This window comes from Mesorhizobium sp. WSM3224 (assembly GCF_000427725.1).
Lineage (GTDB): Bacteria > Pseudomonadota > Alphaproteobacteria > Rhizobiales > Rhizobiaceae > Mesorhizobium.
On sequence record NZ_ATYO01000007.1, the window covers coordinates 263,072 to 289,032 of the forward strand.

Consider the following 25,961-nt stretch of genomic DNA (forward strand, 5'->3'; position numbering starts at 1 on the left):
CCCCCCTTGCGGGGGAGATGCCCGGCAGGGCAGAGGGGGGTGCCTCGCGCATCTCTCGGCAAATAACCCATGCATTTCGGCCCCCACCTCCTCCTCGCCGCCCTCGAAGGCCTGGTCACCTCCGCCGTGCTGGCGCTGACGGCGCTGGGCCTGTCGCTGGTGTTCGGCGTCATGCGCGTCGTCAATGTCGCCCATGGCGAGTTCTTCATGCTCGGCGCGGTGCTTGCCTGGGCGATCTCGACGGCGATTTCCGGTCATCCGGCGGTCGGCTTCGTGGCAGCGCTCGTCGTCGCGCCCTTGCTCGTCGGGCTGGTCGCGCTGGTTGCCGAGCGCCTGGTGCTGCGCCGGCTCAACTACAATCCGGAAGGCACCATCGTCGCCACCATCGGCATGCTCTACATCATCCAGCAACTGGCGCTGACCTTCTACGGCCCCGAGGCGCGGCCGGTCGAGCCGCCCTTCAACTACCGCATCCTCCTGCCGTGGTTCGGCTATTCCGGCTACAAGCTCTCGGTCGTCGCCGCTTCCGCCATTTTGCTGGTGATCACCTGGCTTGTGCTGACGCGCACCAGGATCGGCCTGATCATGCGCGCCACGCAATATGACCGCGAGACGGCGCAGGCTTTCGGCGTCCCGGTCGAGCGCGTCTATGCCGGCGTCTTCGCCGTCGGCGCCATGCTGGCCGCGATCGCCGCGGTGCTGATCGTGCCGATCAGCCAGGCGCATTACCTGATGGGGCAGGACCCGCTGCTCTTGTCCTTCATCGTCGTCATCATCGGCGGGCTTGGCTCGCTGCGCGGCACCGTGGTTGCGGCCATCCTGATCGGCCTCTCCGACGGCATCATCTCGATGTTCTTCTCGCCGACCTTGGCCAAGATCATCGCCACGCTGGTGGTCGCCATGGTGTTGGTGTTCCGGCCGCAAGGCCTGTTCGGGACCACGCCGCGATGAGGGATGCTTCGCCGGCAAAGGCCTACGCGCTGCATGTCGGCGTCATCGCGCTTCTGTTCGCGCTCAACTTCGTCCTGCCGGATTACCACCAGGGCCTGTTTGCCCGCATCATGGCGCTCGCCGTCTTCGCCATGGGCTACAACTTGCTCTTCGGCTATGTCGGCCTGCTCAGCCTCGGCCACGCCATGTTCTTCTCGGCCGGCCTCTATGGCGCGGGGCTGACGGTCCATCATCTCGGCTGGGGCGTGCCGGAAGCGTTTATCGCAGGGGTCACCTGCGGCGCGCTGCTCGCTTTGGTCATCGGCCTGCTGGCGCTGCGTACCTCCGGTGTCGCCTTCATGATCGTCACCATGATGTTCGCCCAGGTCTTCTATCTGCTCATCCTCTATTTCGCCGCCTGGACCGGCGGCGACCAGGGCCTGGTCGTCCAGCAGGCGTCGCGCACCCTCAATCTCGGTGGCGCCTCGCTCGACTTGACCGATCCGACCGTGCGCTACATGAGCGCGCTGGCGTTGTTCGCGGTCGTGCTGCTCATCACCCTTACCGTCGTCCGCTCGCGCTTCGGTCGCGTGTTGGTTGCGATCCGCGAGAATGAGGAGCGGACAAAGATGCTCGGCTACGACACGGTCGCCAACAAGCTCGCCGCGGTCGTTGCCTCCGGCGCCATCTGCGCGGCGTCGGGTGCCGCCTATGCGCTGCTGTTCGGCTATGTCGGATCGAGCTTCGCCGGCGTGCAGTATTCGATCCTGCCACTGCTCTGGGTGCTGCTCGGCGGCGCCGCGACGACGCTCGGTCCGCTGGTCGGCACGCTGTTCATGTACTACGTCACCGACATCACCAGCGGCTTCACCTCCGCCTACCTCTTGATCGTCGGCGTCGCGCTCATCCTTTTGGTGCTGTTCTTCCCGAAGGGCATCCTGGGCAGCATCCGTGAGCGCTGGCTGGGATGGCTGCCATGACGCCGCTGCTCACCACCAAGGGCCTGTCCCGCCACTTCGGCGGCCTGCGTGCTGTCGACGTCGTCGACTTTGCGCTGATCCCGGGCGAGATCCGCGCCATCATCGGCCCCAACGGCGCCGGCAAGACCACTTTCGTCAGCCTGCTCTCAGGCCGCATCCGGCCGTCCTCCGGCATGGTCGTCTTCGACGGCGCCGACATCACCACCATGCCGGCTTATCGAAGGGTCAGGCTTGGCGTCGCCTACACTTTCCAGATCACCAGCGTCTTTGCCAACCTCACGGCGTTCGACAATGTCGCGCTGCCGGTGCAGCGCACGCTGACCGACGGCCGCTCGAAGGGGCAGGTCAGGAGCGGCGTCATGGCGGCGCTGGAGCGCACCGGGCTTGCCGACCGCGCCGGCACGCTAGCCGGGCAATTGTCCTACGGCCACCAGCGCCTGCTCGAAGTGGCTATGGGCCTGGCGCTGAAGCCGCGCCTGCTGATCCTCGACGAGCCGACGCAAGGCCTCGCCGACAGCGAGATCGACAATTTCATCACCCTGGTGCGCGAGATCGCCAGGGGCGCAACGGTACTTTTGATCGAGCACAACATGCCGGTCGTCATGCAGCTCGCCGACCGCATCACCGTCTTCAATTCGGGAAAGATCCTCGCCGAGGGCACGCCGGAACAGATCCGCGCCAACGCCGAGGTCCAGGATGCTTATCTCGGAGCGACCCATGGCTGAGCCTATCATGGCCGACCGAGGTCTGCTCGCCATTTCCGGCCTCGACTGCTTCTACGGCGAGGTCCAGGTGCTCTATGGCCTCGACCTCGTCCTCAACAAGGGCGAGGTGCTGTGCCTGTTCGGTCGCAATGGCGCCGGCAAGACGACGACGCTGAAGGCGATCATGGGGCTGGTGCCGGCGGCGGCCGGCTCGATCAAATTGGACGGCAAGGAACTGACCGGGCTCGCCGCGCATGACGTGCCGAAGGCCGGCGTCGCTTATGTGCCGCAGGGCAGGCGCTTGTTCGCCGAGATGAGTGTGGCGGAAAACATCGAGATCGGCCTGATGGCGCGCGGCAAGGGCAAGCAGACACGCGAAAACGTCCTCGATCTCTTCCCGCTGCTCAGGGAGCGGCTGAAGCAGCGCTCGGGCACGCTGTCCGGCGGCGAGCAGCAGATGCTGGCCATGGCCCGCGCGCTCTGCCTCGAGCCGCAGGTGCTTCTGCTCGACGAGCCGACCGAAGGGCTGATGCCCTCGATGATCGCCAAGATCCGCGAGACCGTGGCGAAGTTGCGTGAACTTGGCGTCTCGACCATCCTGGTCGAGCAGCGCGTCGACGCCGTGCTGTCGGTCGCGGATCGGGTTTGCTTCATCGAAAATGGCCGTAACCGCGAGACGGTCGATGTCGAGCAACTGCGCGCCGACCCGTCGGCGGTGCGGAGATATGTCGGGGTAGGATAAGTCGATGAATTCGCTGTCGGTGCCAACACTATAGATCGTCGCGCCGCCCCTCATTGCCCTGCCGGGCATTTCTCCCCGTGCACGGGGAGCAAGAAGCTGGCCGCGGCCCTGTCACTCGTTCTGCAACGTTGGCGATTGGCGAAATCGGCGGCAGCTCCCTTCTCCCCGTTCACGGGGAGAAGATGGCGGCAGCCAGATGAGGGGCAGCGCAGACGATGGAATTGAATAGCTTGGCTCACCTGAAGAACAAAAATCCCGCGATCAGAAACGTCGGGATCAGCACCAGGCCCGACCAAGCCATATAGCCGAAGAAGCCGGGCATCTTCACGCCGCGATGCCTGGCGATGGCATAGACCATGAAGTTGGGCGCGTTGCCGATATAGGTGTTGGCGCCCATGAACACCGCGCCGGCTGATATTGCGGCAAGCGTCGAGGCCGCCTCCGTCATCAGGTGCCTTGCATCGCCGCCGGCAAGCTCGAAGAACACCAGATAGGTGGGCGCGTTGTCGAGGAAGGACGACAGAGCCCCGGTCAGCCAGAAATAGGCGAGGTCGTTGGGCTGGCCATCGGCGGACGTGACCAGTGCCACCAGCGATGCCAGCGCGCCGTCGTGACCGGCGCGCAGGATGGCGATCACCGGTACGATGCAGATGAAGATGCCGGCAAACAATTTCGCCACCTCGGCGATCGGCCCCCAGGTGAAGCCGTTCGCTTCGCGGTGGCTCTTGTAGGAGACGCGAAGCGAGAGAAAGGCCAGGGCCAGGATGATCGCGTCGCGTACCAGGTTCTGCAGTTCCAGGCCGACGCCGAGGATGGAAAAGCTCACCCCCGGTTTCCAGCTCGCCGAAAGCAAGATCGCGCCGATGACGCCGGCGAGCAGCGGCAAATTGGCCAGCCCGCGCAGGCGCACCTTCGTGTCCGGGGTCGGGTCCTTGATCTTCGGCATGCCGGCTTCGCGGCGGTGCAGGATGATGTCGATCGCAAGGAAAACCGCCAGCACCAGGCCGCCGACGAAGAGCGTGTCGGGCAGGATGTGCACCGTCGTCCAGAAGAAATCGACGCCGCGCAGGAAGCCGACGAACAAAGGCGGGTCGCCGAGCGGTGTCAGCGAGCCGCCGATGTTGGAGACCAGGAAGATGAAGAAGATCACCACATGGGCGTTGAACGGCCGGTTGTCGTTGGCGCGCAGGATCGGCCGGATCAGGATCATCGAGGCGCCGGTCGTGCCGATGACCGAGGCGAGCAGCGCCCCAACAAGCAGCAGGCCGGCATTGACCAGCGGCGTGCCGTGGATGTTGCCGGCAAGCAGGATGCCGCCCGAGATCGTGTAGAGCGCGAACAAAAGGATGATGAAGGACATATATTCGGTGAGCAGCGTGTGCAGCACTGCCTCGCCTGCCACCGGAATGCCGAACGCGACCGCGAGTGGAACCACGGCAAGCGCTGCCCAACCCGCGGCGATCTTGCCGTAGTGATGTTCCCAGAGGTGATGAAAGAGCAGCGGCCCGGTTGCGATCGACAGCAGCAAGCCGGCAAAGGGTAGCGCCCACCAGAGTGACATCGCGGCGCCGGGCAGTCCGTGTTCCTCGGCCGCGAAGGCCTGTGCCGGAAGCAGCATTGCAGCGGCGAGCGTGGCAAATAGGAAAAGGCCGCTGCGCGGCCTCCCTTCTCCCCTTGTGGGAGAAGGTGGATCGGCGCGCAGCGCCGAGACGGATGAGGGGTGCTCCAGCGGAGTGAGACGTCGGCGTTCCCTGGAACACCCCTCATCCGTCGCCTTCGGCGACACCTTCTCCCACAAGGGGAGAAGGGGGAGCCCGCATCCCGGCGCCGCAAACTGGCGGGTGAGGGGGTCTCCCCACCAGGAAGATACGAAAGGAACTTTCGCCTGCCCCACCGGCGGATCAGTCCGCCGAATGATCTTCGAGCGTCACGCCGACGTCCTGCATCCGTTTCAGCATCGCCTCGACCGAGCCGTTGAGATCGATGCCGCGGCACGCATCGAGCCGCACCGTCGTCTTGAAGCCTTGCTTGACCGCATCGAGTGCCGAAAAGGCGACACAGAAATCGGTGGCGAGGCCGACCAGGGTCACCGTATCGATGCCGCGCTCTTTCAGATGGCCTCCGAGGCCGGTCGGCGTCGTATGGTCGTTCTCGAAGAAGGCCGAATAGCTGTCGATCGCGGCGCGGAACCCCTTGCGGATCACCATTTCCGCCTTGGTCCAGGCGAGGCCGGAATGGAAATCGGAACCGAGGCTGCCCTGGATGCAGTGGTCCGGCCAGAGCGTCTGCGGCCCGTAAGGCATCTCGATGGTCTCGAAGGCCTGCTTGCCGGGATGGCTGGAAGCGAAGCTCGAATGTCCAGCGGGGTGCCAGTCCTGCGTCAGGATCACATGCTCGCTGCGCCGGATCAGGTCGTTGACCAGCGGCACGATCTCGTCGCCGCCGGCCACCGCCAGCGCGCCGCCGGGGCAAAAATCATTCTGCAGGTCGATGACGATAAGCGCTTCTTCGGCCATGCAGCTTCCTTCTCGTTTCGGGCTTGGGCTCCAATCGGATGCCGTTGACGCGACCGGAGGCAGAACCTTGACCAGATGGCCGGCGGCGTCAACCTCCGGCGCCATAACAATCGCGTTCAGGCCTTCGCGGCGCCAACTCCGGCTTTGACAATTCCGGCCGGCCTGATATCATTTGCATACGAATGAATTTGACCGGCCCACGGGCCGTCAAGAACACCCCGGACCGGCACTTCGGGAGGCCCGGGGACGGCCCGATTGTCTGGAAGGCCCAATTGTCTGGAAGGCAGAGCGTGATCCGTTACGCGAAACCCACCACAGTCGTCGAGGCGCTGGCTTTGCTTGGCGAGGATCGCTGGCGCATTCTCGCCGGCGGCACGGACTTCTATCCGGCGCAGGGCGCGAAACCTTTCCGCGACAATGTCCTCGACATTAACGGTCTCGCCGAACTGCGCGGCATCGCCGCGACGGACGATCATTGGCGGATCGGTGCCCGCACCACCTGGACCGACCTTGTGCGCCAACCGCTGCCGGTGGCGTTCGACGCGCTCAAGGCGGCCGCGCGCGAAGTCGGCTCGGTGCAGATCCAGAATGTCGCTTCCGTGGCCGGCAATCTCTGCAACGCCTCGCCCGCCGCCGACGGCGTGCCGGGGTTGCTGGCGCTCGACGCCGATGTCGAATTGCGCTCGGCGAAAACCACCCGCCATCTGCTGCTCGGCGAATTCATCCTTGGCAATCGCCGCACCGCGCTGCAGCCAGGTGAGATGGTCACCGCCATTCGCGTGCCGAAGTCTTCCGCGGTCGGCGCCTCGGCTTTCGTCAAGCTCGGCGCCCGGCGCTATCTCGTCATCTCGATTGCGATGGCCGCGGCGCGGCTTGTGGTCGAGGATGGCATGATCGCCGATGCGGCGATTGCCGTCGGCTCCTGCTCGGCGGTCGCACGCCGTCTCGCCGGCGTCGAGGCGGCGTTGCGCGGCCAACCCATCACGGCTGCACTTGCCGATGCCGTGCTGACCGCGCCGATCGATGAACTCTCGCCGATCGCCGACGTGCGCGGCAGCGCCGAGTACCGGCAGGATGCGGCACGCGAGATCGTCGTCCGCGCGGTGCGCGCCGCTGTTGGCCGTGGCGAAGGCAAGGTGGCGGCATGAGCATGGTCCAATCAAGCATGGCCCCTTCCGGCATGGCCCAGTCCGGCCCCGCCCAATCCGGTATGGAACGCGCCGACATAGCCTTCGAGGTCAATGGCGCGGCTGTCAGCGTGTCGGTGCCGCCGGTGCGGAGGCTGTCGCAGGTCTTGCGCGACGAGTTGCGGCTGACCGGCACCAAGGTCGGCTGCGACGCCGGCGATTGCGGCGCCTGCACGGTGCTGATCGACGGCGATCCGGTCTGCGCCTGCCTTGTGCCGGCGGCCTCGGTGGCCGGCGCTTCCGTCACCACGGTCGAAGGCCTCTCCAACGGCCGGCTCTCGGCCTTGCAGGCCTCGTTCCTCGAGCGCGGCGCCGCGCAATGCGGCATCTGCACGCCGGGCCTGCTGGTGGCGGCCACTGCGCTTTTGGAGCGCAACCCGACGCCCAGCGAGACCGAGACGCAGGATGCGCTGGGCGGCGTGCTCTGCCGCTGCACCGGCTACCGAAAGATCGTCGCGGCGGTGATGCAGGCCTCACAGCATATGAACGGCGTCGACCATCGCCTGCCGGACGTCGGCCGTGCCGTCGGCGCCTCGCCGATCCGCCTCGACGGCGTGCCGAAAGTCACGGGCGACGAGAAGTTCGGCGGCGACTCCTTCCCGGCCAATGCGCTTTCGGTGCTGGTGGTCCGCTCGCCGCACCACCATGCCCGTTTCAGCTTCGGCGATCTCGGCGCCTGGACGAAAGCGCATCCAGGTATCGCCGGTGTCTTCACCGCTTCCGATATTCCCGGCAAGAATTGTTTTGGCGTTATCGGCCCCTTTGCCGACCAGCCGGCCTTGGCCGAGGATTTCGCTCGCTTGCGTGGCGAGGCGGTGGCGCTGGTGGCGGGCGAACGCGAAGCCATCCTCGATCTCGACCTGACGGATTTTCCGGTCGCCTGGACCGAGCTGCCGCATATGCTGCAGCCGCGTGAGGCGAAAGCCGATGGCGCAACGCTGATCCATCAGCATCGCCCGGCCAACTTGCTCACCTCCGGCTATGTCGAGCGCGGCGATCCCGACGGCGCGCTGGCTGGCGCCGCCTTCACCGCATCCGGCGCCATCGAGACGTCCTTCGTCGAGCACGCCTATATCGAGCCGGAAGCCGGCTATGCCTACATGGACGGCGATACGCTGGTCGTCGTCGCCTGTACGCAGGCTCCTTACATGGACCGCGACGACACCGCCAAGGTGCTCGGCCTGCCGGTCGAAAAGGTGCGCATCGTGCCGACCGCCACCGGTGGCGGGTTCGGCTCGAAACTCGACGTTTCGCTGCAGCCTCTCATCGGCCTCGTGGCGATGAAGACGGGCCGACCGGCGGCGCTTGCCTACACGCGCAACGAGTCGATGATGTCGACCACCAAGCGCCATCCGGCCGAGATGAGGGCGACCATCGGCGCCGATGCCGAGGGCCGTGTCACAGGCATGGTCTTCGAGGGCGATTTCAACACCGGCGCCTATGCCAGCTGGGGGCCGACGGTCGCGAACCGCGTGCCGGTGCATGCCTCAGGCCCCTATCTGACACCGAACTACCGGGCGACCGGCTACGCCATCCACACCAACGGCCCGATCGCCGGCGCCTTCCGCGGCTTCGGCGTGCCGCAGGCCACCATCATGCAGGAAACGCTCTATGACGAACTCGCCGGCAGGCTCGGCATGGATCGGCTCGACTTTCGCCTGAAGAACTGCCTGCGCGACGGCTGCGAAACGGTCACCGGCCAGCGCCTGGAGTCGGGCGTCGGCATCGGCGAGTGCCTGGAACAGCTTGAGCCGCACTGGTCGCGTGCGCTGGCGGAAGCGAAGGCGTTCAATGCGAACCATACCGCAAGCAAACGCGGTGTCGGCGTCGCCTCCTGCTGGTATGGCTGCGGCAACACCTCGCTGCCCAATCCCTCGACCATCAAGGTCGGCATCTCGGCCTCGGGTGACGTCGTCCTGCACCAGGGCGCGGTCGATATCGGCCAGGGCTCCAACACCGTCATCGCGCAAATCTGCGCCGACGCGCTCGGCCTGCCGCTGGACAAGTTCAAGCTAAAGAGCGCCGATACAGCCATCACGCCCGATGCCGGCAAGACATCCGCCTCGCGGCAGACCTTTGTCACCGGCAAGGCCGCCGAGAAGGCTGGTCGCGCCTTGCGTGAAAAGATCCTGCGCTTCGCCAATGTCTCCGGTCAGGCGACGATCGCGCTCGAAGGATCAAGCCTCGCAATTCGTGAAGGCGATGCGGCTCGGCGCATTGATCTCGCGGCGCTGAAGGCCGATGCCGACGGCCTGGTCTTCGTCGCCGAAGAAACCTACGACCCGCCGACGTTGCCGCTCGACGCCAAGGGCCAGGGCAAGCCTTACGCCGTCTATGGCTATGGCGCGCAGATCGCCGAGCTCGAGGTCGATCTCAAGCTTGGCACTGTCAAGCTGATCAAGATCACCGCCGCTCACGACGTCGGCAAGGCGATCAACCCGCTGCTGGTCGAAGGCCAGATCGAAGGCGGCATCGCGCAGGGCATCGGCATGGCGCTGATGGAGGAATACATCCCCGGCCGCACCGAGAACCTGCACGACTATCTCATCCCGACCATCGGCGACGTGCCGCCGGTCGAGCATATCCTGGTCGAGGTTCCGGATCCGGAGGGGCCATTCGGCGCCAAGGGCCTGGGCGAGCATGTGCTGATCCCGACGGCGCCGGCGATCCTCAACGCCATCCGCCATGCCACCGGCGTTCTGGTCACCAAGGTGCCGGCGACGCCGAGCCGCATCCTGGCGGCGATCCGTGAAAAGGAGGCGCGCCGATGAGCGAGCTTGCCGAACGTTTCGAAACCCATGATCCTGGCGAGAAGCAGGTGGCGGAAAAGATCCGCTGCGATGCCTGCCCGGTCATGTGCTACATCGCCGACGGCCGCACCGGCGCCTGCGACCGCTACGGCAATGTCGGCGGCCGCATCGTACGCATGGACCCGCTGACCATCCTCGACCACGCGGCCGAGACCGGCGGCGCGGTAGTGCCTTTCGTCGCCGAGGGCGAAGCCTGGAACGGCGAGCTGGTCAACACCGGCCGGCGTTTCGTCACCGCGATCGGCGCCGGCACAACCTATCCCGACTACAAGCCGGCGCCCTTCATCGTCAGCCAGGAGGTCGAGGGCGTCGATCTCGTCACCGTCGTCACCGAAGGCATCTTCTCCTACTGCGGCGTCAAGGTGAAGATCGACACCGACCGCCATATCGGCGACGAGACGGCGATCGTGCGCTCGGAAGGCGAGGCGATCGGCCACGTCACGACGGGCGAATACGGCTCGCAGATGCTGTCGCTCGGCGGCGTCCATCATCTGACCGGCGGCTCGAAGGCCGAGGGACGCGCCACCTGCGACGCGCTGCTCAATCTGTGCAACAGGAAGCCGGTCGAACTCGCCATCGACGGCGGTGCGACGGTCATCGTCGAGGCCGGCAAGGCGCCGGTCATCGACGGCAAGGTCGAGCACCGCATGCGCGTCGGCTGCGGCTCGGCCACCATCGGCATGTTCGCCACGCAATGGCGTGGGCTGGTCGATGAGGTCGTGGTGGTCGACGACCACATCACCGGCGTCGTCTCCGAGCATCAGGCCGGCAAGGTGCTGGGCTGGCAGGACACTGGCATCAAGATCATCGGCCGCCGCTCGACGCCAGGCCGCTACTTCAAGGTGTCCGAGCCTGGCCTCGGCTGGGGCGGCACGACGATCTCCGACCCGCTGTCGATCCTCGGCGACTGGAACGCCAAGAAGGGCGCGCGTCCCGGCTTGTCGTTGCTGATGGTTTCGACCACCGGCGAGCAGTTCGCCTATTACGAGTTGGACGACCAGCTGAAGCCGGTCCAAAAGCCTTTCCCCGAGCGGCTGCAGAAATCCGTCGGCCTGATCGAGGACAATTGCGAGCCGGCACTGTGCACCGTGCTGTTCATCGGCGGCGCCGGCGGCTCGCTGCGTGCCGGCGTCACCGAAAACCCGGTCAACCTGACGCGCTCGGTGCAGGGCCTGAAGACCTATGTGACGGTCGGCGGCGCGCCGGTCTATGTCTGGCCGGGCGGCGGCATCACGCTGATGGTCGACGTCACCCGCGTGCCGGAAGGCGCCTTCGGCTATGTGCCGACGCCGGCGTTGGTGGCGCCTATAGAATTCACCATGCGCCGCGACGACTATGTCCGGCTCGGCGGTTATGAGAACGAGATCCGCAGCGTCGAGGATATCCTCGCCAAAGGCGGCGAGTATCTCAATCCGCGCCGCGGCGCCGGCGCGCCGGTCAGCAACCCCTGGCCGCCGCTGGCGCAGTTGCGTCGCGCCGCGGCAAACGGTGCCGGGTGATGAACGGCCCGCAGGTGCATTGGCTGACCGACGGCAGGCGGCTCCATCTCAACCATGGGCCGATCGACCTCATTGTCGAGACGTTTGGTTCTGAAGACGAACGTCGCGGAGCATGCGAGCAGGCAGTTGCGCGCTTTCAGACGATCCTGATTGAGCTGGTCGAAGAGCTTCCCGAATTGCGCCTCCCGGCCTTCTTCCTGGCGCCGCGCGACTTCGCAGGCCCGACCGCGCGCCGCATGGAGGCAGCCGTCATGCCGTTGGCGGAATGCTTTATCACGCCGATGGCTGCCGTTGCCGGTTCGGTAGCCGACGAAATTCTTGGCGCAATGCTCGCCGGTCGCCGGCTCGACCGTGCCTACGTCAACAATGGCGGCGATTGCGCTCTCCATCTTGGCATCGGCCGGTCGATGACAGTGGCGATAGCCGGCACCGGGAATGGCATGGCCGACCGCGTCGCCATCCGCGCCGAGGATAGCGTGCGCGGCGTTGCCACCAGCGGTTGGCGCGGCCGCTCGTTTTCGCTCGGCATTGCCGATGCCGTCACCGTTCTTGCACGCACCGGCGCCGAGGCCGACGCAGCGGCCACGCTGATTGCCAATGCCGTCGACCTGCCCGGCCATCCCGCCATCACGCGCGTTTCGGCGCGCGACCTGTCGCCTGATAGCGACCTGGGTGAGCAACTGGTGACGCAAAACGTCGGCGCGCTTGCACCGGGCGAGGTTGCCCGGGCGCTGGACAACGGCCTTGCCGTCGCCGAAGATTTTCGCCGGCGCGGCCTGATTGCCGCCTCGGCGCTGTTTCTGGCGGGCGAAGCCCGCATCAGTGGCTCCGTGGCGCTCGCCGCGTCCAACAAGCATGCCCAGGAGGAATTTGCCCATGCCTGACTTTCCGATCCGCAAGGTCGCGGTGCTGACCGAGGAGATCTTCCACGATGGAGGTCCCGTGGCCAGGGAGCCGCGCCTGCGCGCTGCCGCTCTCGCCGTGGTAAAGAATCCCTTTGCCGGCCGCTATGTCGAGGATTTGCAGGCCGCGATGGAGGATCTGAAGCCGCTCGGGCTTCTGCTCTCGGACAAGCTGATCGCAGCGCTCGGCGGCGACGTGAAGAAGATCGACGGCTACGGCAAGGGCGCCATTGTCGGTTCCGCCGGCGAGCTGGAACATGGCGCGCTGTGGCATGTGCCCGGCGGCTACGCCATGCGCGAACGGCTCGGCGACGCCAAGGCGATCGTGCCGTCGGCCAAGAAGGTCGGCGCCTTCGGGTCAAAGCTCGACGTGCCGCTCGGCCACATCAACGCCGCTTATGTGCGCAGCCATTTCGACGCCATGGAGGTCGGCATCAGCGACGGCCCGCGTCCCGACGAAATCCTGTTCTGCCTCGCCATGACCTGTGGCCCGCGCGTCCACAACCGCATGGGCGGCCTTGCGGCGCAAGACATCAAGGCATGGGACGGCTTGCGATGAGCGGCGAGGACAATCTGCTCAAGCTCGTCGAGGCCGAAGAGCCTGACGATCATGATTACCGCTTGCAGAACCAGGTTGGCTTCATCCTGCGCAAGGCGCATCAGCGCCATGTCTCGATCTTCGCCTCGCATATCGGCGACCTGACGCCGCCGCAATTCGCCGCCTTGGCCAAGCTCTACGACATCGGCGAAACCTCGCAGAACCAGTTGGGAACGCTGATCGCCATGGATGCCGCCACGGTGAAGGGCGTCATCGACCGCTTGAAGGCGCGCGGACTGGTCGAAGTCTCCAAGCACGAGGTCGACAAAAGGCGGCTGCTGGTCAATCTGACCCCGCAAGGCCGTGCGGCCATCGAGCGGCTGATCCCGCTTGCCCGCGCCATCACCGAGGAAACGCTGGCGCCGCTGACGGCAAAGGAATCCGCGACTTTCCTGCGGCTGCTGGCGAAGCTTGCCTAGAGCAATTCCAGGGAAAGTGTGAGCGGTTTTCCTTCCGGAATTGCGTCAAAACAAAGAGATAGGGCGGTTCGCCGTTTCCATGAAACGGTGAAACGCTCTAGAGCGATTGCTGCCGACAAAAGCCGCGCGGGCTTGTGTCTGTCGGTCAGGTAGCGGGCGAGGGGTACAATGCGTCCGTCGTCGAGCCGGAAGCAGCAAGCTTGCCGTCGCTGATGCTCACGGTACGTTGCCAGATCACGGCGACGACGAGCATCGCAATATAGCCATCAACAGCATAGTGCCAGCCGGTATACACGGACCCAAATAGGATGACGATCGCAAATGCCCAGCCCGCAATCCCGACCCAGCGGTTGAGGCGCCCAAGATAAAAGGCGTTTAGCGTGGCGATCGCCACATGCACGCTGGGCATGGCGGAAATCCCGGAACCAAGCGCCGGCTTGTCGGCCTTGTACACCGCAAGAAGGTAGTTGGAATAAGACAGCACATGCTCGTTGTAGGAGTGCTGCTTCAACACTTCCAGAAGTTCTGCGTAGCGCTCGCCTCCCAGGAACTCATCATAGAAGATTGGGCCGACCGAGGAAAACAGCGTCGCCAAGACGGTTCCCACCAACATAACGACCAGGGCCATCGCGGTGAGATATCGCAGATGCACCGGCTGATTGGCGAATAGTGCCGCAAAAAACACTAAGCCGAACCACTCTAGAAACCAGAGATTGGCATAGGTCACCGCCACGACCATCGCCAAAACATCGGAATCGAATGCGTGAGCGATTCGCCATGGCGCTTGACCGTGCAGCAATTCGCCGATGTCGGCAAAGGCCTTGTCGCAGTAAAAGGGAACGATGTCAGGTATGTTCACCTTGTAGACGGTGAATGCGGCAATCAACAGGATGAACACGGTCACGACAATCGCCGCCCGCAGCCCGTTGGTGCGGATTGACGTTGCGATGAATGTGAGCGGAGCCTTGGGTGAGATGATCATGGCCGCCGGGATCATCACGACCAGAAAGGCGGGTGGCCCGAAGACGAAGAGCCGCTGCAGATAAATTTCCACCATCGCAGCGTATGCCGATGGCCATATCAGAGCCGCTCCGGAAATATAGACCAGGCAGAGCGCAAGCAGTTTTTGCGGGACATTGCCTATTCTCAGGAGGTTCGCCTGCCGACCTTGGTGGCGCCACGCCTGGTCAGGCAAATTTGCATCATCGAGTGCATTGCAGGATAAGTCCATGAGCGCCCCCAAAACGCCGCCGCGACTTCTATCTATAGTTGTCGGCTTAACATACCGTTATCGGATTAACTCGCGTTTGAGGTGTCGAGAAAACAATTTAGCAATGTAAAATACAAGGAACTATACTTAAAAGACGGCCGGTGGGGGAATAATCGTGCCGAACATCTCCCTGGCCTGTTCGGGCGTATAATAGCCGAGCCTGACATCCTCCGCGACCAGCTTGGAATCGCGATCGCGGGGATCGCCATAGCCGCCACCGCCGGGCGTGCCGACCCGCACGCGGTCGCCGGCCTTGAGCGCGATGTCTTGTTCCTTGGAGAGATGCGGTGGCACATGCGCCTCGCCGCCCCGGAACACGGTTACGGTGTTGGGAGCGCCGTCCTTGCCGCCGAGCGCGCCTTGCGGGCCGAAGCGGCCGTGATCCATGACGAAGGACGCGCGGGCTTCACCGCGCAATATCTCGACTTCATAGGCAAGCCCGAAGCCGCCGCGATGTCTTCCCGCGCCGCCGGAGCCTTCGCGCAGCGCATAGTGCCGGTAGAGCACCGGAAAGGCCTGTTCCATGATCTCGACCGGCGGCGATTTCGAAATGCCGATGGTCGAGCAGCCATTGCTCAAGCCGTCATGGCCGGCATTGCCGCCATAGCCGCCGCCGGAAATCTGGTACATGACATAGTCGCGGCCGCGCGCTGGATCGTTGCCGCCGAGCGCGAAATTGCCGCTGGAGCCGGCCGGCGCCGCCGTCACCTTCTCCGGCAATGCCTGTACCATGGCGGCGAACACCGCTTCGGCGATCCGCTGTGAAACCTCCGCGGCGCAGCCTGAAACCGGGCGCGGATATTTCGCGTCCAGGAATGTGCCTTCCGGCCGCCTGACGTTCAGCGGCTCGAAGGCGCCGGCGCTGATCGGCACTTCCGGAAAAATATGGCGCATGGCGAGATAGACCGATGACAAGGTCGTCGCCAGCACGCTGTTCATCGGCCCGGCGCAAGGCTTCGACGAGCCGGCGAAATCGAAGGTCAGCGTATCGCCCCTCTTCTCGACTGCCAGATTGATGGTCAGCGGCTCGTTCACCACCCCGTCGGAATCGACGAAGGCCTGCGAGCGGTAGATGCCGTCCGGTATGGCGGCGATCGAGGCACGCATCTGCTCGGCGGCGCGACGGCGCAGCTCGGCGATCGCTTCGACGACGGTTTCGTCGCCGTAACGATCCAGGATTTCATTGAGCCGGTCCTGGCCGATCAGCAAGGCCGCAGCCTGCGCGCGGATATCGCCGATGCGCTGGTCCGCAACGCGGATGTTCGAACAGATGATGGCGTAGATCTCCGGATCGAGCACGCCCTTCTTGAACAGCTTCACCGGCGGCAGCCGCAGACCTTCTTGCTCGACGGCGGTGGCCGAGGCGGAAAAGCCGCCCGGCACCGAGCCGCCGATGTCCGGCCAATGGCCCGTGTTGGACAGCCAGCAGAAGATCTTGCCGTCCCGGTAGACCGGCATGACGAAGCGCACGTCCATCAGATGCGTGCCACCGAGATAGGGGTCGTTGACGATGTAGATGTCGCCTTGTTCCGGGGCGAGGCAGCGGCCGTCGGCGATCATCTCGATCACCGTCCTGGTCGAATATTGCATGACGCCGACGAACACCGGCAGACCCTGGCTGCCTTGCGCGATCAGCGAGCCGTCGACCGCCGAATAGATCCCGTCCGAGCGGTCATTGGCTTCCGCGATGACCGGCGAGAAGGCGGCGCGGGAAAACGTCAAATCCATCTCGTCGCAGACCTGCTGCAGGGCCGCCTGGAGGACGGAGAGCGTGATGGCGTCGAGAGTGATCATCCGCGCGCCTCAAGTTGGACGAGGCAGGCGTTAATTTTGTACGCCGAGGGCTGGCATACGGATTCTGACGAAGAGGGACTCCCACCCCTAACCCCTCCCCACAAGGGGGAGGGGGATTCTCGGCGGCGCTGAAAGCAGCAAATCGCTGCGTGTCCATGCCGGGAACTGGTGGCTCGGCCAAGTCCCCCTCCCCCTTGTGGGGAGGGGCTAGGGGTGGGGGTCCTCTTCGAGGAAAGTCTTATCATAACTGCCCGACCTCTATGATCATGTTGCCGTCGGCGTCCGAGCGCGCGTGGTCGCCGGGTTCGAGCACCGTTGTTGCGTCCATCTGCTCCAGGATCGCCGGACCCTCGATGACGGCGTCGAGCGGCAGCTTTTCGCGGGCGTAGACCGGCGTGTCGTGCCAGCGACCGCTATACCAGACCGGCCGGATTTCGCGCCTGGCCTCATCGAGCGTTGCCACGCGGCCTGCCGGGTCGATCAGGCGCGACAGGTCGATCTGCGGCCGCACGCCGGTTACCGAGGTATTGAGGTTGACGAGGTTGGCACGGATCTCCGGCAGCTCGACCTTGAAGCGCGCGAAATAAGCTTTCTCGAACAATTGCTGCAGCGTTTCTCGTGAAACCGATGAGGAGGGCAGCGGCACGTTGATGATGTGGGTCTGGCCGACGAACTGCATGTCGGCCGAATGGGTGACGCGGATCGCGTCCGGCTTCACCGCCTCCTTGGCGATCAGCGCCTCGCCTTCGTTACGGTGCCGTTCCAATACCTCGCGAAGCATAGCTTCGTCGAGCCCACCGACCGGCATGTTGATTGTGTTGACGAAGTCGTGGCGCAAATCCGCGACCACGCAGCCGAGCGCGTTGGTGATGCCGGGCCGCGCCGGCACCAGCACCTTGGGCAGGCCGAGCTCGCGCGCCAGCGCCGTCGCATGCAGCGGTCCGGCGCCGCCGAAGGCGAACAGCGCAAAGTCGCGCGGGTCGTGGCCGCGCGACACCGAGACCATGCGGATGGCGCCCGCCATCTTCATGTTGCCCAGTCTGAGCACCGCGCCCGCCGCTTCGACGCCGGAAAGACCGGTCCTCTTGCCGATCTTGTCGTCGAAGATCGAGGTCACGCGCTCGACGGTGACCGGGTTGTCGACCGCCAGCAGCTTCTTCGGCGCCAGCCGCCCCAGCACCAGGTTTGCGTCGGTGATGGTCGGCTCGCTGCCGCCACGTCCGTAGCAGATCGGGCCGGGATTGGCGCCGGCGCTTTCCGGGCCGATCTGGATCAGGCCGGCCGCGTCAACGCGGGCGATCGAGCCGCCGCCGGCGCCGACCGTATGCACCGCCACCATCGGCACATGGATCGGCATCGCGTATTCGATCTCGATCTCGTTCGACACGGCGGGCTCGGCATTGCGGATCAGCGCCACGTCGGTCGAGGTGCCGCCCATGTCGTAGGTGACGAGATTGCCGAAGCCGGCTCGCTTTCCGGTATAGGCGGCGGCGATCACGCCGGAGGCCGGGCCGGACATGACGGTCTTTGCCGATTCCAGCGTGACGAAACGCGCCGAGATCATGCCGCCATTGCCGTTCATGATCAGGAAGTCGCGGGCATAACCCTTGGCGCCGAGTTCCGTGCGCAGCCGCTCGACATAGCGTTCCAGGATCGGCTGCACCGAAGCGTTGACCGCCGCCGTCACCCCGCGCTCGAACTCGCGCGCTTCCGAAAGCAGCGCGTGGCCGGTGGTGATGTGGCCGTTCGGCCAAAGCTCCGCCGCGATTTCCGCCGCGCGCCGCTCATGCGCCGGGTTGGCGTAAGAGTGCAGGAAATGGATGACCAGCGACTCGCAGCCGGCGTCGAGAAGCCGGCTCACCGCATCGCGCATCTCCGCTTCGTCAAGCGCGACACGAATGGCGCCGGAAGCCTCGACCCGCTCCGACACTTCGAGCCGAAGATCGCGCGGAATGACCGGCACGAACGTACCCGTCATGCCATAGGCCTGCGGACGGGTGCGGCGGCCAAGCTCGATCACATCGCGAAAGCCGCGCGTGGTGATCATGCCGGTTCGGGCCAGCCGGCGCTCCAGCACGGCGTTGGTGGTGGTCGTCGTGCCGTGCACGATGAGGTCGATGCCGTCGATCGGAAAGCCGGTGGCGCCAAGCGCGGCAACCACGCCGAAGGCCTGGTTTTCGACCGTGGTAGGCGTCTTGGCGATATGCACCTTGCCGCCCGCCTTGCCGTCGATCAGGAGCAGATCGGTAAAGGTTCCGCCGACATCGATACCGGCAACGACGCTTCCCGCCAACGCCGAAAATTTCTCATTCATTGCCGAAACTCGAAATGCCAGGACTACGGATATGCCTTGGTTTGGAAAGGCGTTTTACGCTGCCATCTTGACCTGAATATCATTTGTATACTAATAAATTCGGGACACAAGAGCTTACCGCTTGGCAGTGTGCAGGGAGCACGCCGGAACCTGACCGTTCGGGCGCGCAGGAGAAATTTTGGCGCCAGCGTCTCGCGTCCGCGCCGGAAAGTTGGGTTTGATGAACACGACATCCGCGGTCAACATCGCCGGCGCCAGGCCGCTGCAATTCCCGATCCCGGCCAATGTCTATGCCGAGACCGTGGTGTCGGTAAAGCATTATACCGATCGGCTGTTCTCCTTCCGCATCACTCGCCCGCAGTCGCTGCGCTTCCGCTCCGGCGAATTCGTCATGATCGGCCTGCCCAATGCCGAGAAGCCGATCTTCCGCGCCTATTCGGTCGCCAGCCCGGCCTGGGACGACGAGCTCGAATTCTTCTCGATCAAGGTTCCGGACGGCCCGCTGACCTCCGAGCTGCAGAAGATCCAGGTCGGCGACACCGTCATCATGCGCCAGAAGTCGACCGGCACGCTGGTGCTCGATGCGCTGACGCCCGCCAAGCGCGTGGTCATGATCTCGACCGGCACCGGCATCGCGCCCTTCGCCAGCCTGCTGCGCGATCCCGACACCTATGAAAAGTTCGATGAGGTCATCCTCACCCACACCTGCCGCGACAATGCCGAGCTTACCTACGGCCAGGAGCTGGTGGCGGCGCTGGAGAGCGATCCGCTGATCGGCGAGCTGACGGGCGGCCGCGTCACGCTCTACAATTCGACGACCCGCGAGGAGTCGGCGCGCATGGGCCGCATCACCGCGCTGATCGGCTCGGGCAAGTTCTATTCCGACCTCGGCATCGGCAAGCTCAACCCCGAGACCGACCGCATCATGATCTGCGGCTCGATGCATATGCTGAAGGACGTCAAGGAACTCGCCGAAAGCCTCGGCTTCCAGGAAGGCTCGCTCAGCCATCCGGCGAGCTTCGTCGTCGAGCGCGCCTTCGTCGGCTGACGCACGTCGCAGTCCACCAGCTCTGTTGGAAGCCACTGAGATTTACCGACGACATTCGTGCTTCGTCATTCCAGGGCGGAGCAAGGAGCGGAGCGACGCGCGTAGCCCCTGGAATCCATGCCGTTACGCTAAGGCGTTGCGGCGGTTACAGAATTCTGCACCGTTGCACTCTGCGGCAGAGGTCACGGCATGGATACTCGGGTCAAGCCCGAGTATGACGAAGGGATGGGCGTTTCGGCCAATCTCCAACGCCGGCATGCTGTTTTGACCATGCGGTCAAAAATCTGCTGCCTGAGCGGCCTTTTTCCGCTATGACGCTTTGAAGGACTCGTGAAGCATCGCTTCACGGGTTATCTTCGGCTGAGGTCGCTGAGTGAAAGGGCAGGAGATGAGCACGATCCGCGAGGCCGGCGCAGGCGCGTCCAAGGTTATGCCGCTGCCGGCGCGCGCCGCGGCCAACACGCCTGCGCCGCTGGAACATGGCATTGCCCGCAATCCCGGCATGAAGCTCGATCTCGGTTTTCTCGAATCGGTCCGTAGCGTCAACCGCTCGGCGCTGGAGCGCCGCGTCGCCACGCTCACCAAGCGGCGCTCGATCAAGGCCGACAACCAGGCGGCCTGGCTGCTGCGCGCCATTGCCTGCATGGATCTCACTACGCTCAACTCCAATGATACGGACGAGCGCGTGCGCCGGCTCTGCGCCAAGGCGATCAATCCGTTGCGCCGCGATATCGTCGAGGGTCTCGGCATCGCCGGCGAAACCATCCGCCCGGCGGCGGTCTGCGTTTATCATCCTTTCGTCGCCACGGCGGTCGACGCCGTGCGCGGCACCGGTATCCATGTCGCCGCCGTCTCCACGGCCTTCCCGCACGGGCTTGCGCCGCTCTCGACCCGCCTGCAGGAGATCGAGGCTTCGGTAAAGAATGGCGCCGACGAGATCGACGTCGTCATTCCGCGCGGCCTGGTCTACGGGGCCAAGTGGCGCGAGCTGTTCAACGAGATCGTCGCCATGCGCGCCGCCTGCGGCGAGGCCCATCTCAAGGTCATCCTCGGCACCGGCGACCTCGCCACGCTGCGCAACGTCATGCTCGCCTCGATGGTGGCGATGATGGCGGGCGCGGATTTCATCAAGACCTCGACCGGCAAGGAAAGCGTCAACGCCACGCTTCCCGTCGGCCTCGCCATGGTGCGCGCCATCCGCGCCTATTTCGAGGAGACCGGCTACCTCATCGGCTTCAAGCCGGCCGGCGGCATTTCGACAGCGAAAGTCTCGCTCGACTGGCTGGTGCTGATGAAGGAAGAGCTGGGACGGCCCTGGCTCGAGCCGGACCTGTTCCGCTTCGGCGCCTCCAGCCTGCTCACCGACATCGAACGCCAGCTCGAGCATCATCTGACCGGCCATTATTCGGCCAACCACCGCCACGCGATGGCGTAGCGCCACCCTCCCCCTTGTGGGGAGGGTCGCCGCGAAGCGGCGGGGGGGGGGTCGAAAGAACAAATCAACCTGTCAAAATGCACGAAACCATCAGCCATTTACCCCCACCCCGATCGGCTTCGCCGATCGACCCTCCCCACAAGGGGAAGGGTAAAGGAGGCGCCATATGAACATCCTCGAACGCTATCACGCCATGGAATACGGCCCGGCGCCGGAAGCCCGCAACGAAGCCGATGCTTGGCTCGCCGGGCGCGATTTCGCAAAAGCGCTGTTCATCGACGGCGCCTGGAAAGCAGCGGTCAGCGGCAAGACTTTTGAGACCAGCGAGCCTTCCTCCGGCAAGCTTCTGGCCAAGGTCTCGGACGCGGGCGCCGCCGACATCGACGCCGCGGTCACGGCCGCCGCAAAGGCGCTGCCGAAATGGAGCGCCAGCTCGGGCTATGCACGTGCAAAAGTGCTCTACGCCATCGGCCGCGCCATGCAGCGCCACCAGCGCCTGTTCGCGGTGCTGGAATCGATCGACAATGGCAAGCCGATCCGCGAGAGCCGCGACATCGACGTGCCGCTGGCCATCCGCCATTTCATCCACCATGCCGGCTGGGCGCAGGCGCTCGAGAAGGATTTCCCCGACCACAAGCCGGTCGGTGTCGTCGGCCAGGTGATTCCGTGGAATTTCCCGCTGCTGATGCTGGCCTGGAAGATCGCGCCGGCGCTTGCTGCCGGCTGCACGCTGGTGCTGAAGCCGGCCGAATTCACGCCGCTCACTGCTATCCTCTTTGCCGAGATCTGCGAGCGGGCAGGCGTGCCAAAGGGCGTCGTCAACATCGTCCAGGGCGGACCGGAAGCGGGCGCTGCCATCGTCAACCACCCCGGCGTCCAGAAGATCGCCTTCACCGGTTCCTCAGAGGTCGGCAAGATCATCAGGAAGGCGACGGCGGGATCCGGGAAAAAACTGTCGCTGGAGCTCGGCGGCAAGTCGGCCTTCATCGTCTTCGAGGATGCCGATCTCGACAGCGCCGTCGAAGGTCTGGTCGACGGCATCTGGTTCAACCAGGGCCAGGTCTGCTGCGCCGGCTCGCGCCTCCTGGTCCAGGAGGGCATCGCCGAGGCGTTGATCGCCAAGGTCAAGGTCAGGATGAGCCGGCTGCGTGTCGGCAGCCCGCTCGACAAGAACACCGACATCGGCCCGCTCGTCGACCGCACCCAGCTCGATCGCGTCAAAGGCTTGATCGCGGAGGGCGCGAAGCAGGGCGCCATCTGCTGGCAGCCGGACGCTGCCTTGCCGGCAACGGGCTACTATCATTTGCCGACGCTCGCGACGTCTGTTGCGCCGGCTAACATTCTGGCGCAGGAGGAGGTCTTCGGTCCGGTGCTGGCGACGATGAGCTTCCGCAATACCGAGGAAGCGATCGAGCTTGCCAACAACACGCGCTACGGCCTTGCGGCCTCGGTGTGGAGCGAGAACGTCAACCTTGCGCTGCATGTCGCGCCGCAGTTGAAGGCCGGCGTGGTCTGGGTCAACGGCACCAACATGTTCGACGCCGCCTGCGGCTTCGGCGGCTACCGCGAAAGCGGCTTTGGCCGCGAGGGCGGCCGCGAAGGCATGTTCGAATATCTTGCCGCCAAACTGCCGGTTGGCCCGGTCCTCAAGCCGGCTGCAGCAGGCTCGGCCCAGCCGGCCGAACAGGCCGATGACTCAGTCATCGACCGCACGGCTAAGCTGTTCATCGGCGGCAAGCAGGTGCGGCCGGACGGCAATTACTCGCTGGCCGTCGCCACTGCAAAGGGCAAGCTTGCCGGCGAAGTCGGTCTCGGCAACCGCAAGGACATCCGCGATGCGGTTTCTGCTGCCCGCGCGTGCAAGGCCTGGCCGGATGCCACGACCTATAACCGCAGCCAGGTGCTCTATTATCTCGCCGAAAATCTGTCCGGCCGCGCCGACGAGTTTGCGGCGCGCCTCGTCCAGCTCACCGGCGTCGCCGCGAAGGCCGCGCGGGAGGAGGTTGACCTCTCCATCGAACGGCTGTTCCTCTATGCCGGTCTCGCCGACAAATTCGAAGGCAGCGTCCACCAGCCGCCGGCCCGTGTCGTCACGCTGGCGCTACACGAGCCGGTGGGCGTCGTCGGCATCGTCGCGCCGGACAACCAGCCTTTGCTCAACTTCGTGTCGCTGGTCGCGCCGGCGCTTGCCATGGGCAACAGCGTGGTCGCCGTTCCGTCCGAGCGCCACCCACTTTTGGCCACCGACCTTTACCAGGTGATCGAATATTCCGATGTTCCCGCCGGCGCCATCAACATCGTCACCGGGCGCAGCGCCGAGCTTTGCGGCGTGCTGGCCAAGCACGACGATGTCGACGGTCTCTGGGTGTTCGCCGATGCCGACACGTGCTCCAAGGCCGAGGCCGACTCCATCGGCAACCTCAAGCGCGTCTGGACCGGCAATGGCCGTAGCCTCGACTGGACCTCGAGCGAGGCCGCCGGGGAGGCGTTCCTGCGCCGCGCCATCGAGATAAAGAATGTCTGGGTGCCTTACGGCGACTGATGCCGAGCCTGCTATCGCGAAGATGATCCCGTTCGGGCTTGACGCTTCTGCCTGTGTTCTTTAACGAGAAAAAACATCTTTATCTGTGAAATCCAGACGTAGGCCGCACGATGCCGGCTGTCTGGCACACGACGCGCTGTAGCGGGCCATCGATAAAGGCAGACGCACCAGGCAGGCGAGGAGAGAGGCATGGCGGATCTGGCAGGCAAGGTGGTTGTCATCACCGCGGCGGCGCAAGGCATCGGCCGGGCGAGCGCGCTGGCCTTCGCCAAGGCGGGCGCTACCGTTCACGCCACCGACATCAACGAGCAGCTTCTTGCCGATCTCGCCAAGACTTCCGGGATAAAGACCCGCAACCTCGACGTGCTCAATGACGCGGCAGTCAGCGCTGCCTTCGCCGAGATCGGCCGTGTCGATGTGCTGTTCAATTGCGCCGGCTTCGTCCATTCGGGCTCGATCCTTGAAATGAAGGATGAAGACCTCGATTTCGCTCTGAACCTCAACGTCCGTTCGATGATCCGCACCATCCGCGCCGTGCTGCCCGGCATGCTGGAGCGCGGCGACGGCTCGATCATCAACATGGCCTCGCTGGCAAGCTCGCAGAAGGGCGTGCCGAACCGCTTTGCCTATGGCCTGACCAAGGCGGCGGTCGTCGGCCTCACCAAGGCGGTCGCCGCCGACTATGTCGCCAAAGGCATCCGCTGCAACGCCATCTGCCCGGGCACGGTCGAAAGCCCGTCGCTGCAGGATCGCATGCATGCCCAGGGCGACTATGAGGCAGCCCGCGCGGCTTTTATAGCTCGCCAGCCGATGGGCAGGCTCGGCACGCCGGAGGAGATCGCCGATCTCGCCGTTTATCTGGCCGGCGCCACCTACACGTCGGGGCAGGCCTATAATATCGACGGCGGCTGGTCGATCTGACAGCTGCCTTGGGAAAAGACGGTGGACGGCAGGCGTTTATAGGCACAGGGGTTAGCAGAGTCTGAAAATCCAGCCGCTCGCCCGACTTGAGTGAGATGCGCGCTTGCTGACGATCAGGTCGATGACTACGGTCCGACCGGCCCAGCCAAAGAGTTCGAGAAAACGGCCGTAGGCCGCAAGCAGGAGAGAAAAGATGAAGTTGTTGCGCTACGGTGAGACAGGCAGCGAAAAGCCCGGCCTGCTCGATGCGGACGGGACGATCCGCGACCTTTCGGCTCATGTCGCCGATATCGCCGGCACGACACTTCATCCGGCCTCGCTGGAGATGCTTTCGAAACTCGATCCGAAATCGCTGCCGGCGGTTTCCGGTAAGCCGCGCCTGGGCGCCTGCGTTGCCGGCACCGGCAAGTTCATCTGCATCGGCCTCAACTATTCCGACCATGCCGCCGAAACCGGCGCCACCGTGCCGCCCGAGCCGATCATCTTCATGAAGGCAAGCTCGGCCATCGTCGGGCCGGATGACGACGTGCTGATCCCGCGCGGCTCGCTCAAGACCGACTGGGAAGTCGAGCTCGGCGTCGTCATCGGCAAGACGGCGAAGTACGTCTCAGAGGACGACGCGCTGGATTATGTTGCCGGCTATTGCGTCGCGCACGACGTTTCCGAGCGCGCCTTCCAGGCCGAGCGTCAGGGCCAGTGGACCAAGGGCAAATCCTGCGACACCTTCGGCCCGACCGGCCCGTGGCTGGTGACCAAGGACGAGGTCGCCGACCCGCAGAACCTCAAGATGTGGCTGACCGTCAACGGCAAGACGATGCAGAACGGCTCGACCAGGACCATGGTCTACGGCGTGAAGTATCTTGTCTCCTACCTCAGCCAGTTCATGTCGCTGCATCCCGGCGACATCATCTCCACCGGCACCCCGCCCGGCGTCGGCCTCGGCATGAAGCCGCCGGTGTTCCTGAAGGCCGGCGACGTCGTCGAGCTCGGCATCGAGGGGCTCGGCCAGCAGAAGCAGACCTTCAAGGCGGACGAGTAGCGCAGCCCTTGCCTTCTCCCCTTGTGGGAGAAGGTGGATCGGCGCGCAGCGCCGAGACGGATGAGCGACTATCTGAGGTGTCAAGTTGCATTTGCGAACTCGATGCGCGCGTCGCGTGCTTTTGCATTGAGGATGACGAGCAGCTTGCGGGCGAGCGCGATGCGTATGACCATTTTCTCTTTGCCGGCGGCCTGCAACCGCTGATGGAATGCGGCCATGTGCGGATCGTATTTGGCAACGATGCGGGCAATGAGGAAGAGCAGCGAGCGCGGCCCCGCGCGACCGCCACGCACCGGCCGGCGACCGCTGCG

The 25,961-nt window shown here is 64.8% G+C and carries 20 protein-coding genes and 1 pseudogene; 15 read left to right on the plus strand and 6 right to left on the minus strand.

Annotated features, from left to right (window positions below):
• The first annotated feature begins 69 nt into the window (after nt 1–69).
• Genes YU3_RS0115335 through YU3_RS0115350 form a run of 4 tightly spaced genes read left to right on the plus strand, consistent with a single transcriptional unit; the run spans nt 70 to nt 3,356 of the window.
• The gene (locus tag YU3_RS0115335; protein WP_027167088.1) at nt 70–951 is read left to right on the plus strand and encodes a branched-chain amino acid ABC transporter permease; all 882 of its coding nucleotides are present in this window, start codon (nt 70–72) and stop codon (nt 949–951) included.
• Nucleotides 948–1,910 carry a branched-chain amino acid ABC transporter permease gene (locus YU3_RS0115340; protein WP_027167089.1) on the plus strand — a complete coding sequence of 321 codons (963 nt, stop codon included), beginning with the start codon at nt 948–950 and terminating at the stop codon, nt 1,908–1,910. The genes YU3_RS0115335 and YU3_RS0115340 overlap by 4 nt, the downstream gene beginning before the upstream one ends.
• Entirely contained in the window at nt 1,907–2,635 is a 729-nt protein-coding gene (locus YU3_RS0115345; protein ID WP_027167090.1) for an ABC transporter ATP-binding protein, read from the plus strand. Before YU3_RS0115340 ends, YU3_RS0115345 begins: the two co-directional genes overlap by 4 nt.
• The gene (locus tag YU3_RS0115350) at nt 2,628–3,356 is read left to right on the plus strand and encodes an ABC transporter ATP-binding protein (RefSeq protein ID WP_027167091.1); all 729 of its coding nucleotides are present in this window, start codon (nt 2,628–2,630) and stop codon (nt 3,354–3,356) included. The genes YU3_RS0115345 and YU3_RS0115350 overlap by 8 nt, the downstream gene beginning before the upstream one ends.
• Before the next feature lie 235 nt (nt 3,357–3,591).
• Here the strand turns inward: YU3_RS0115350 and YU3_RS0115355 are convergent, their stop codons facing one another.
• On the minus strand, nt 3,592–4,974 hold the full coding sequence (locus YU3_RS0115355; RefSeq protein WP_027167092.1) for a sodium:proton antiporter: 1,383 nt from the start codon (nt 4,972–4,974) through the stop codon (nt 3,592–3,594).
• 283 nt (nt 4,975–5,257) lie between these two features.
• Entirely contained in the window at nt 5,258–5,872 is a 615-nt protein-coding gene (gene pncA, locus YU3_RS0115360) for a bifunctional nicotinamidase/pyrazinamidase (RefSeq protein ID WP_027167093.1), read from the minus strand.
• Between the two features lie 290 nt (nt 5,873–6,162).
• Between pncA and YU3_RS0115370 the strand changes: the two genes are divergently transcribed.
• The 6 genes from YU3_RS0115370 to YU3_RS0115395 are packed head-to-tail and all read left to right on the plus strand — an operon-like array spanning nt 6,163 to nt 13,287.
• Nucleotides 6,163–7,020 (plus strand): xanthine dehydrogenase family protein subunit M, encoded by an 858-nt coding sequence (locus YU3_RS0115370; protein WP_027167094.1) that lies wholly within the window; start codon nt 6,163–6,165, stop codon nt 7,018–7,020.
• Nucleotides 7,021–7,052: 32 nt separating this feature from the next.
• Nucleotides 7,053–9,830 (plus strand): molybdopterin-dependent oxidoreductase, encoded by a 2,778-nt coding sequence (locus YU3_RS0115375; protein ID WP_051333952.1) that lies wholly within the window; start codon nt 7,053–7,055, stop codon nt 9,828–9,830.
• Nucleotides 9,827–11,368: a hypothetical protein gene (locus tag YU3_RS0115380; RefSeq protein ID WP_027167096.1), complete on the plus strand. Its 1,542-nt coding sequence runs from the start codon at nt 9,827–9,829 to the stop codon at nt 11,366–11,368. The genes YU3_RS0115375 and YU3_RS0115380 overlap by 4 nt, the downstream gene beginning before the upstream one ends.
• A complete protein-coding gene (locus YU3_RS0115385) occupies nt 11,368–12,252 on the plus strand; it encodes a thiamine biosynthesis protein ApbE (protein WP_027167097.1) in 885 nt (294 codons plus the stop codon). Before YU3_RS0115380 ends, YU3_RS0115385 begins: the two co-directional genes overlap by 1 nt.
• Nucleotides 12,245–12,829 (plus strand): amino acid synthesis family protein, encoded by a 585-nt coding sequence (locus tag YU3_RS0115390; RefSeq protein ID WP_027167098.1) that lies wholly within the window; start codon nt 12,245–12,247, stop codon nt 12,827–12,829. The genes YU3_RS0115385 and YU3_RS0115390 overlap by 8 nt, the downstream gene beginning before the upstream one ends.
• Nucleotides 12,826–13,287 carry a MarR family transcriptional regulator gene (locus YU3_RS0115395; RefSeq protein ID WP_027167099.1) on the plus strand — a complete coding sequence of 154 codons (462 nt, stop codon included), beginning with the start codon at nt 12,826–12,828 and terminating at the stop codon, nt 13,285–13,287. The genes YU3_RS0115390 and YU3_RS0115395 overlap by 4 nt, the downstream gene beginning before the upstream one ends.
• 145 nt (nt 13,288–13,432) lie before the next feature.
• On the opposite strand, the gene YU3_RS38645 is transcribed toward YU3_RS0115395, so the two are convergent.
• From YU3_RS38645 to YU3_RS0115410, 3 genes are all read right to left on the minus strand, one after another.
• Complete coding sequence (locus YU3_RS38645; RefSeq protein WP_084508084.1) at nt 13,433–14,518, minus strand: phosphatase PAP2 family protein; 1,086 nt, start codon at nt 14,516–14,518, stop codon at nt 13,433–13,435.
• 126 nt (nt 14,519–14,644) lie between these two features.
• Nucleotides 14,645–16,351: a hydantoinase B/oxoprolinase family protein gene (locus tag YU3_RS36585; protein WP_036258554.1), complete on the minus strand. Its 1,707-nt coding sequence runs from the start codon at nt 16,349–16,351 to the stop codon at nt 14,645–14,647.
• A 241-nt stretch (nt 16,352–16,592) separates the two neighbouring features.
• On the minus strand, nt 16,593–18,665 hold the full coding sequence (locus YU3_RS0115410) for a hydantoinase/oxoprolinase family protein (RefSeq protein ID WP_027167100.1): 2,073 nt from the start codon (nt 18,663–18,665) through the stop codon (nt 16,593–16,595).
• A gap of 220 nt (nt 18,666–18,885) precedes the next feature.
• On the opposite strand from YU3_RS0115410, the gene YU3_RS0115415 reads away from it, so the two are divergent.
• The 5 genes from YU3_RS0115415 to YU3_RS0115435 all read left to right on the plus strand — a co-directional run bounded on the left by YU3_RS0115415 (nt 18,886) and on the right by YU3_RS0115435 (nt 25,650).
• Nucleotides 18,886–19,713, plus strand: coding sequence for a ferredoxin--NADP reductase (locus tag YU3_RS0115415; protein ID WP_027167101.1), 828 nt, complete (start codon nt 18,886–18,888; stop codon nt 19,711–19,713).
• 388 nt (nt 19,714–20,101) lie between these two features.
• A complete protein-coding gene (deoC, locus tag YU3_RS0115420; protein WP_027167102.1) occupies nt 20,102–21,148 on the plus strand; it encodes a deoxyribose-phosphate aldolase in 1,047 nt (348 codons plus the stop codon).
• A gap of 166 nt (nt 21,149–21,314) precedes the next feature.
• A complete protein-coding gene (locus tag YU3_RS0115425; protein ID WP_027167103.1) occupies nt 21,315–23,690 on the plus strand; it encodes an aldehyde dehydrogenase family protein in 2,376 nt (791 codons plus the stop codon).
• Between the two features lie 189 nt (nt 23,691–23,879).
• Nucleotides 23,880–24,611, plus strand: a complete 732-nt coding sequence (locus YU3_RS0115430; protein ID WP_027167104.1) for an SDR family oxidoreductase — start codon at nt 23,880–23,882, stop codon at nt 24,609–24,611.
• A 193-nt stretch (nt 24,612–24,804) separates the two neighbouring features.
• Nucleotides 24,805–25,650, plus strand: coding sequence for a fumarylacetoacetate hydrolase family protein (locus YU3_RS0115435; RefSeq protein ID WP_027167105.1), 846 nt, complete (start codon nt 24,805–24,807; stop codon nt 25,648–25,650).
• Between the two features lie 80 nt (nt 25,651–25,730).
• Here the strand turns inward: YU3_RS0115435 and YU3_RS0115440 are convergent.
• Nucleotides 25,731–25,961: pseudogene (locus YU3_RS0115440) on the minus strand (IS110 family transposase); the annotation flags it as partial.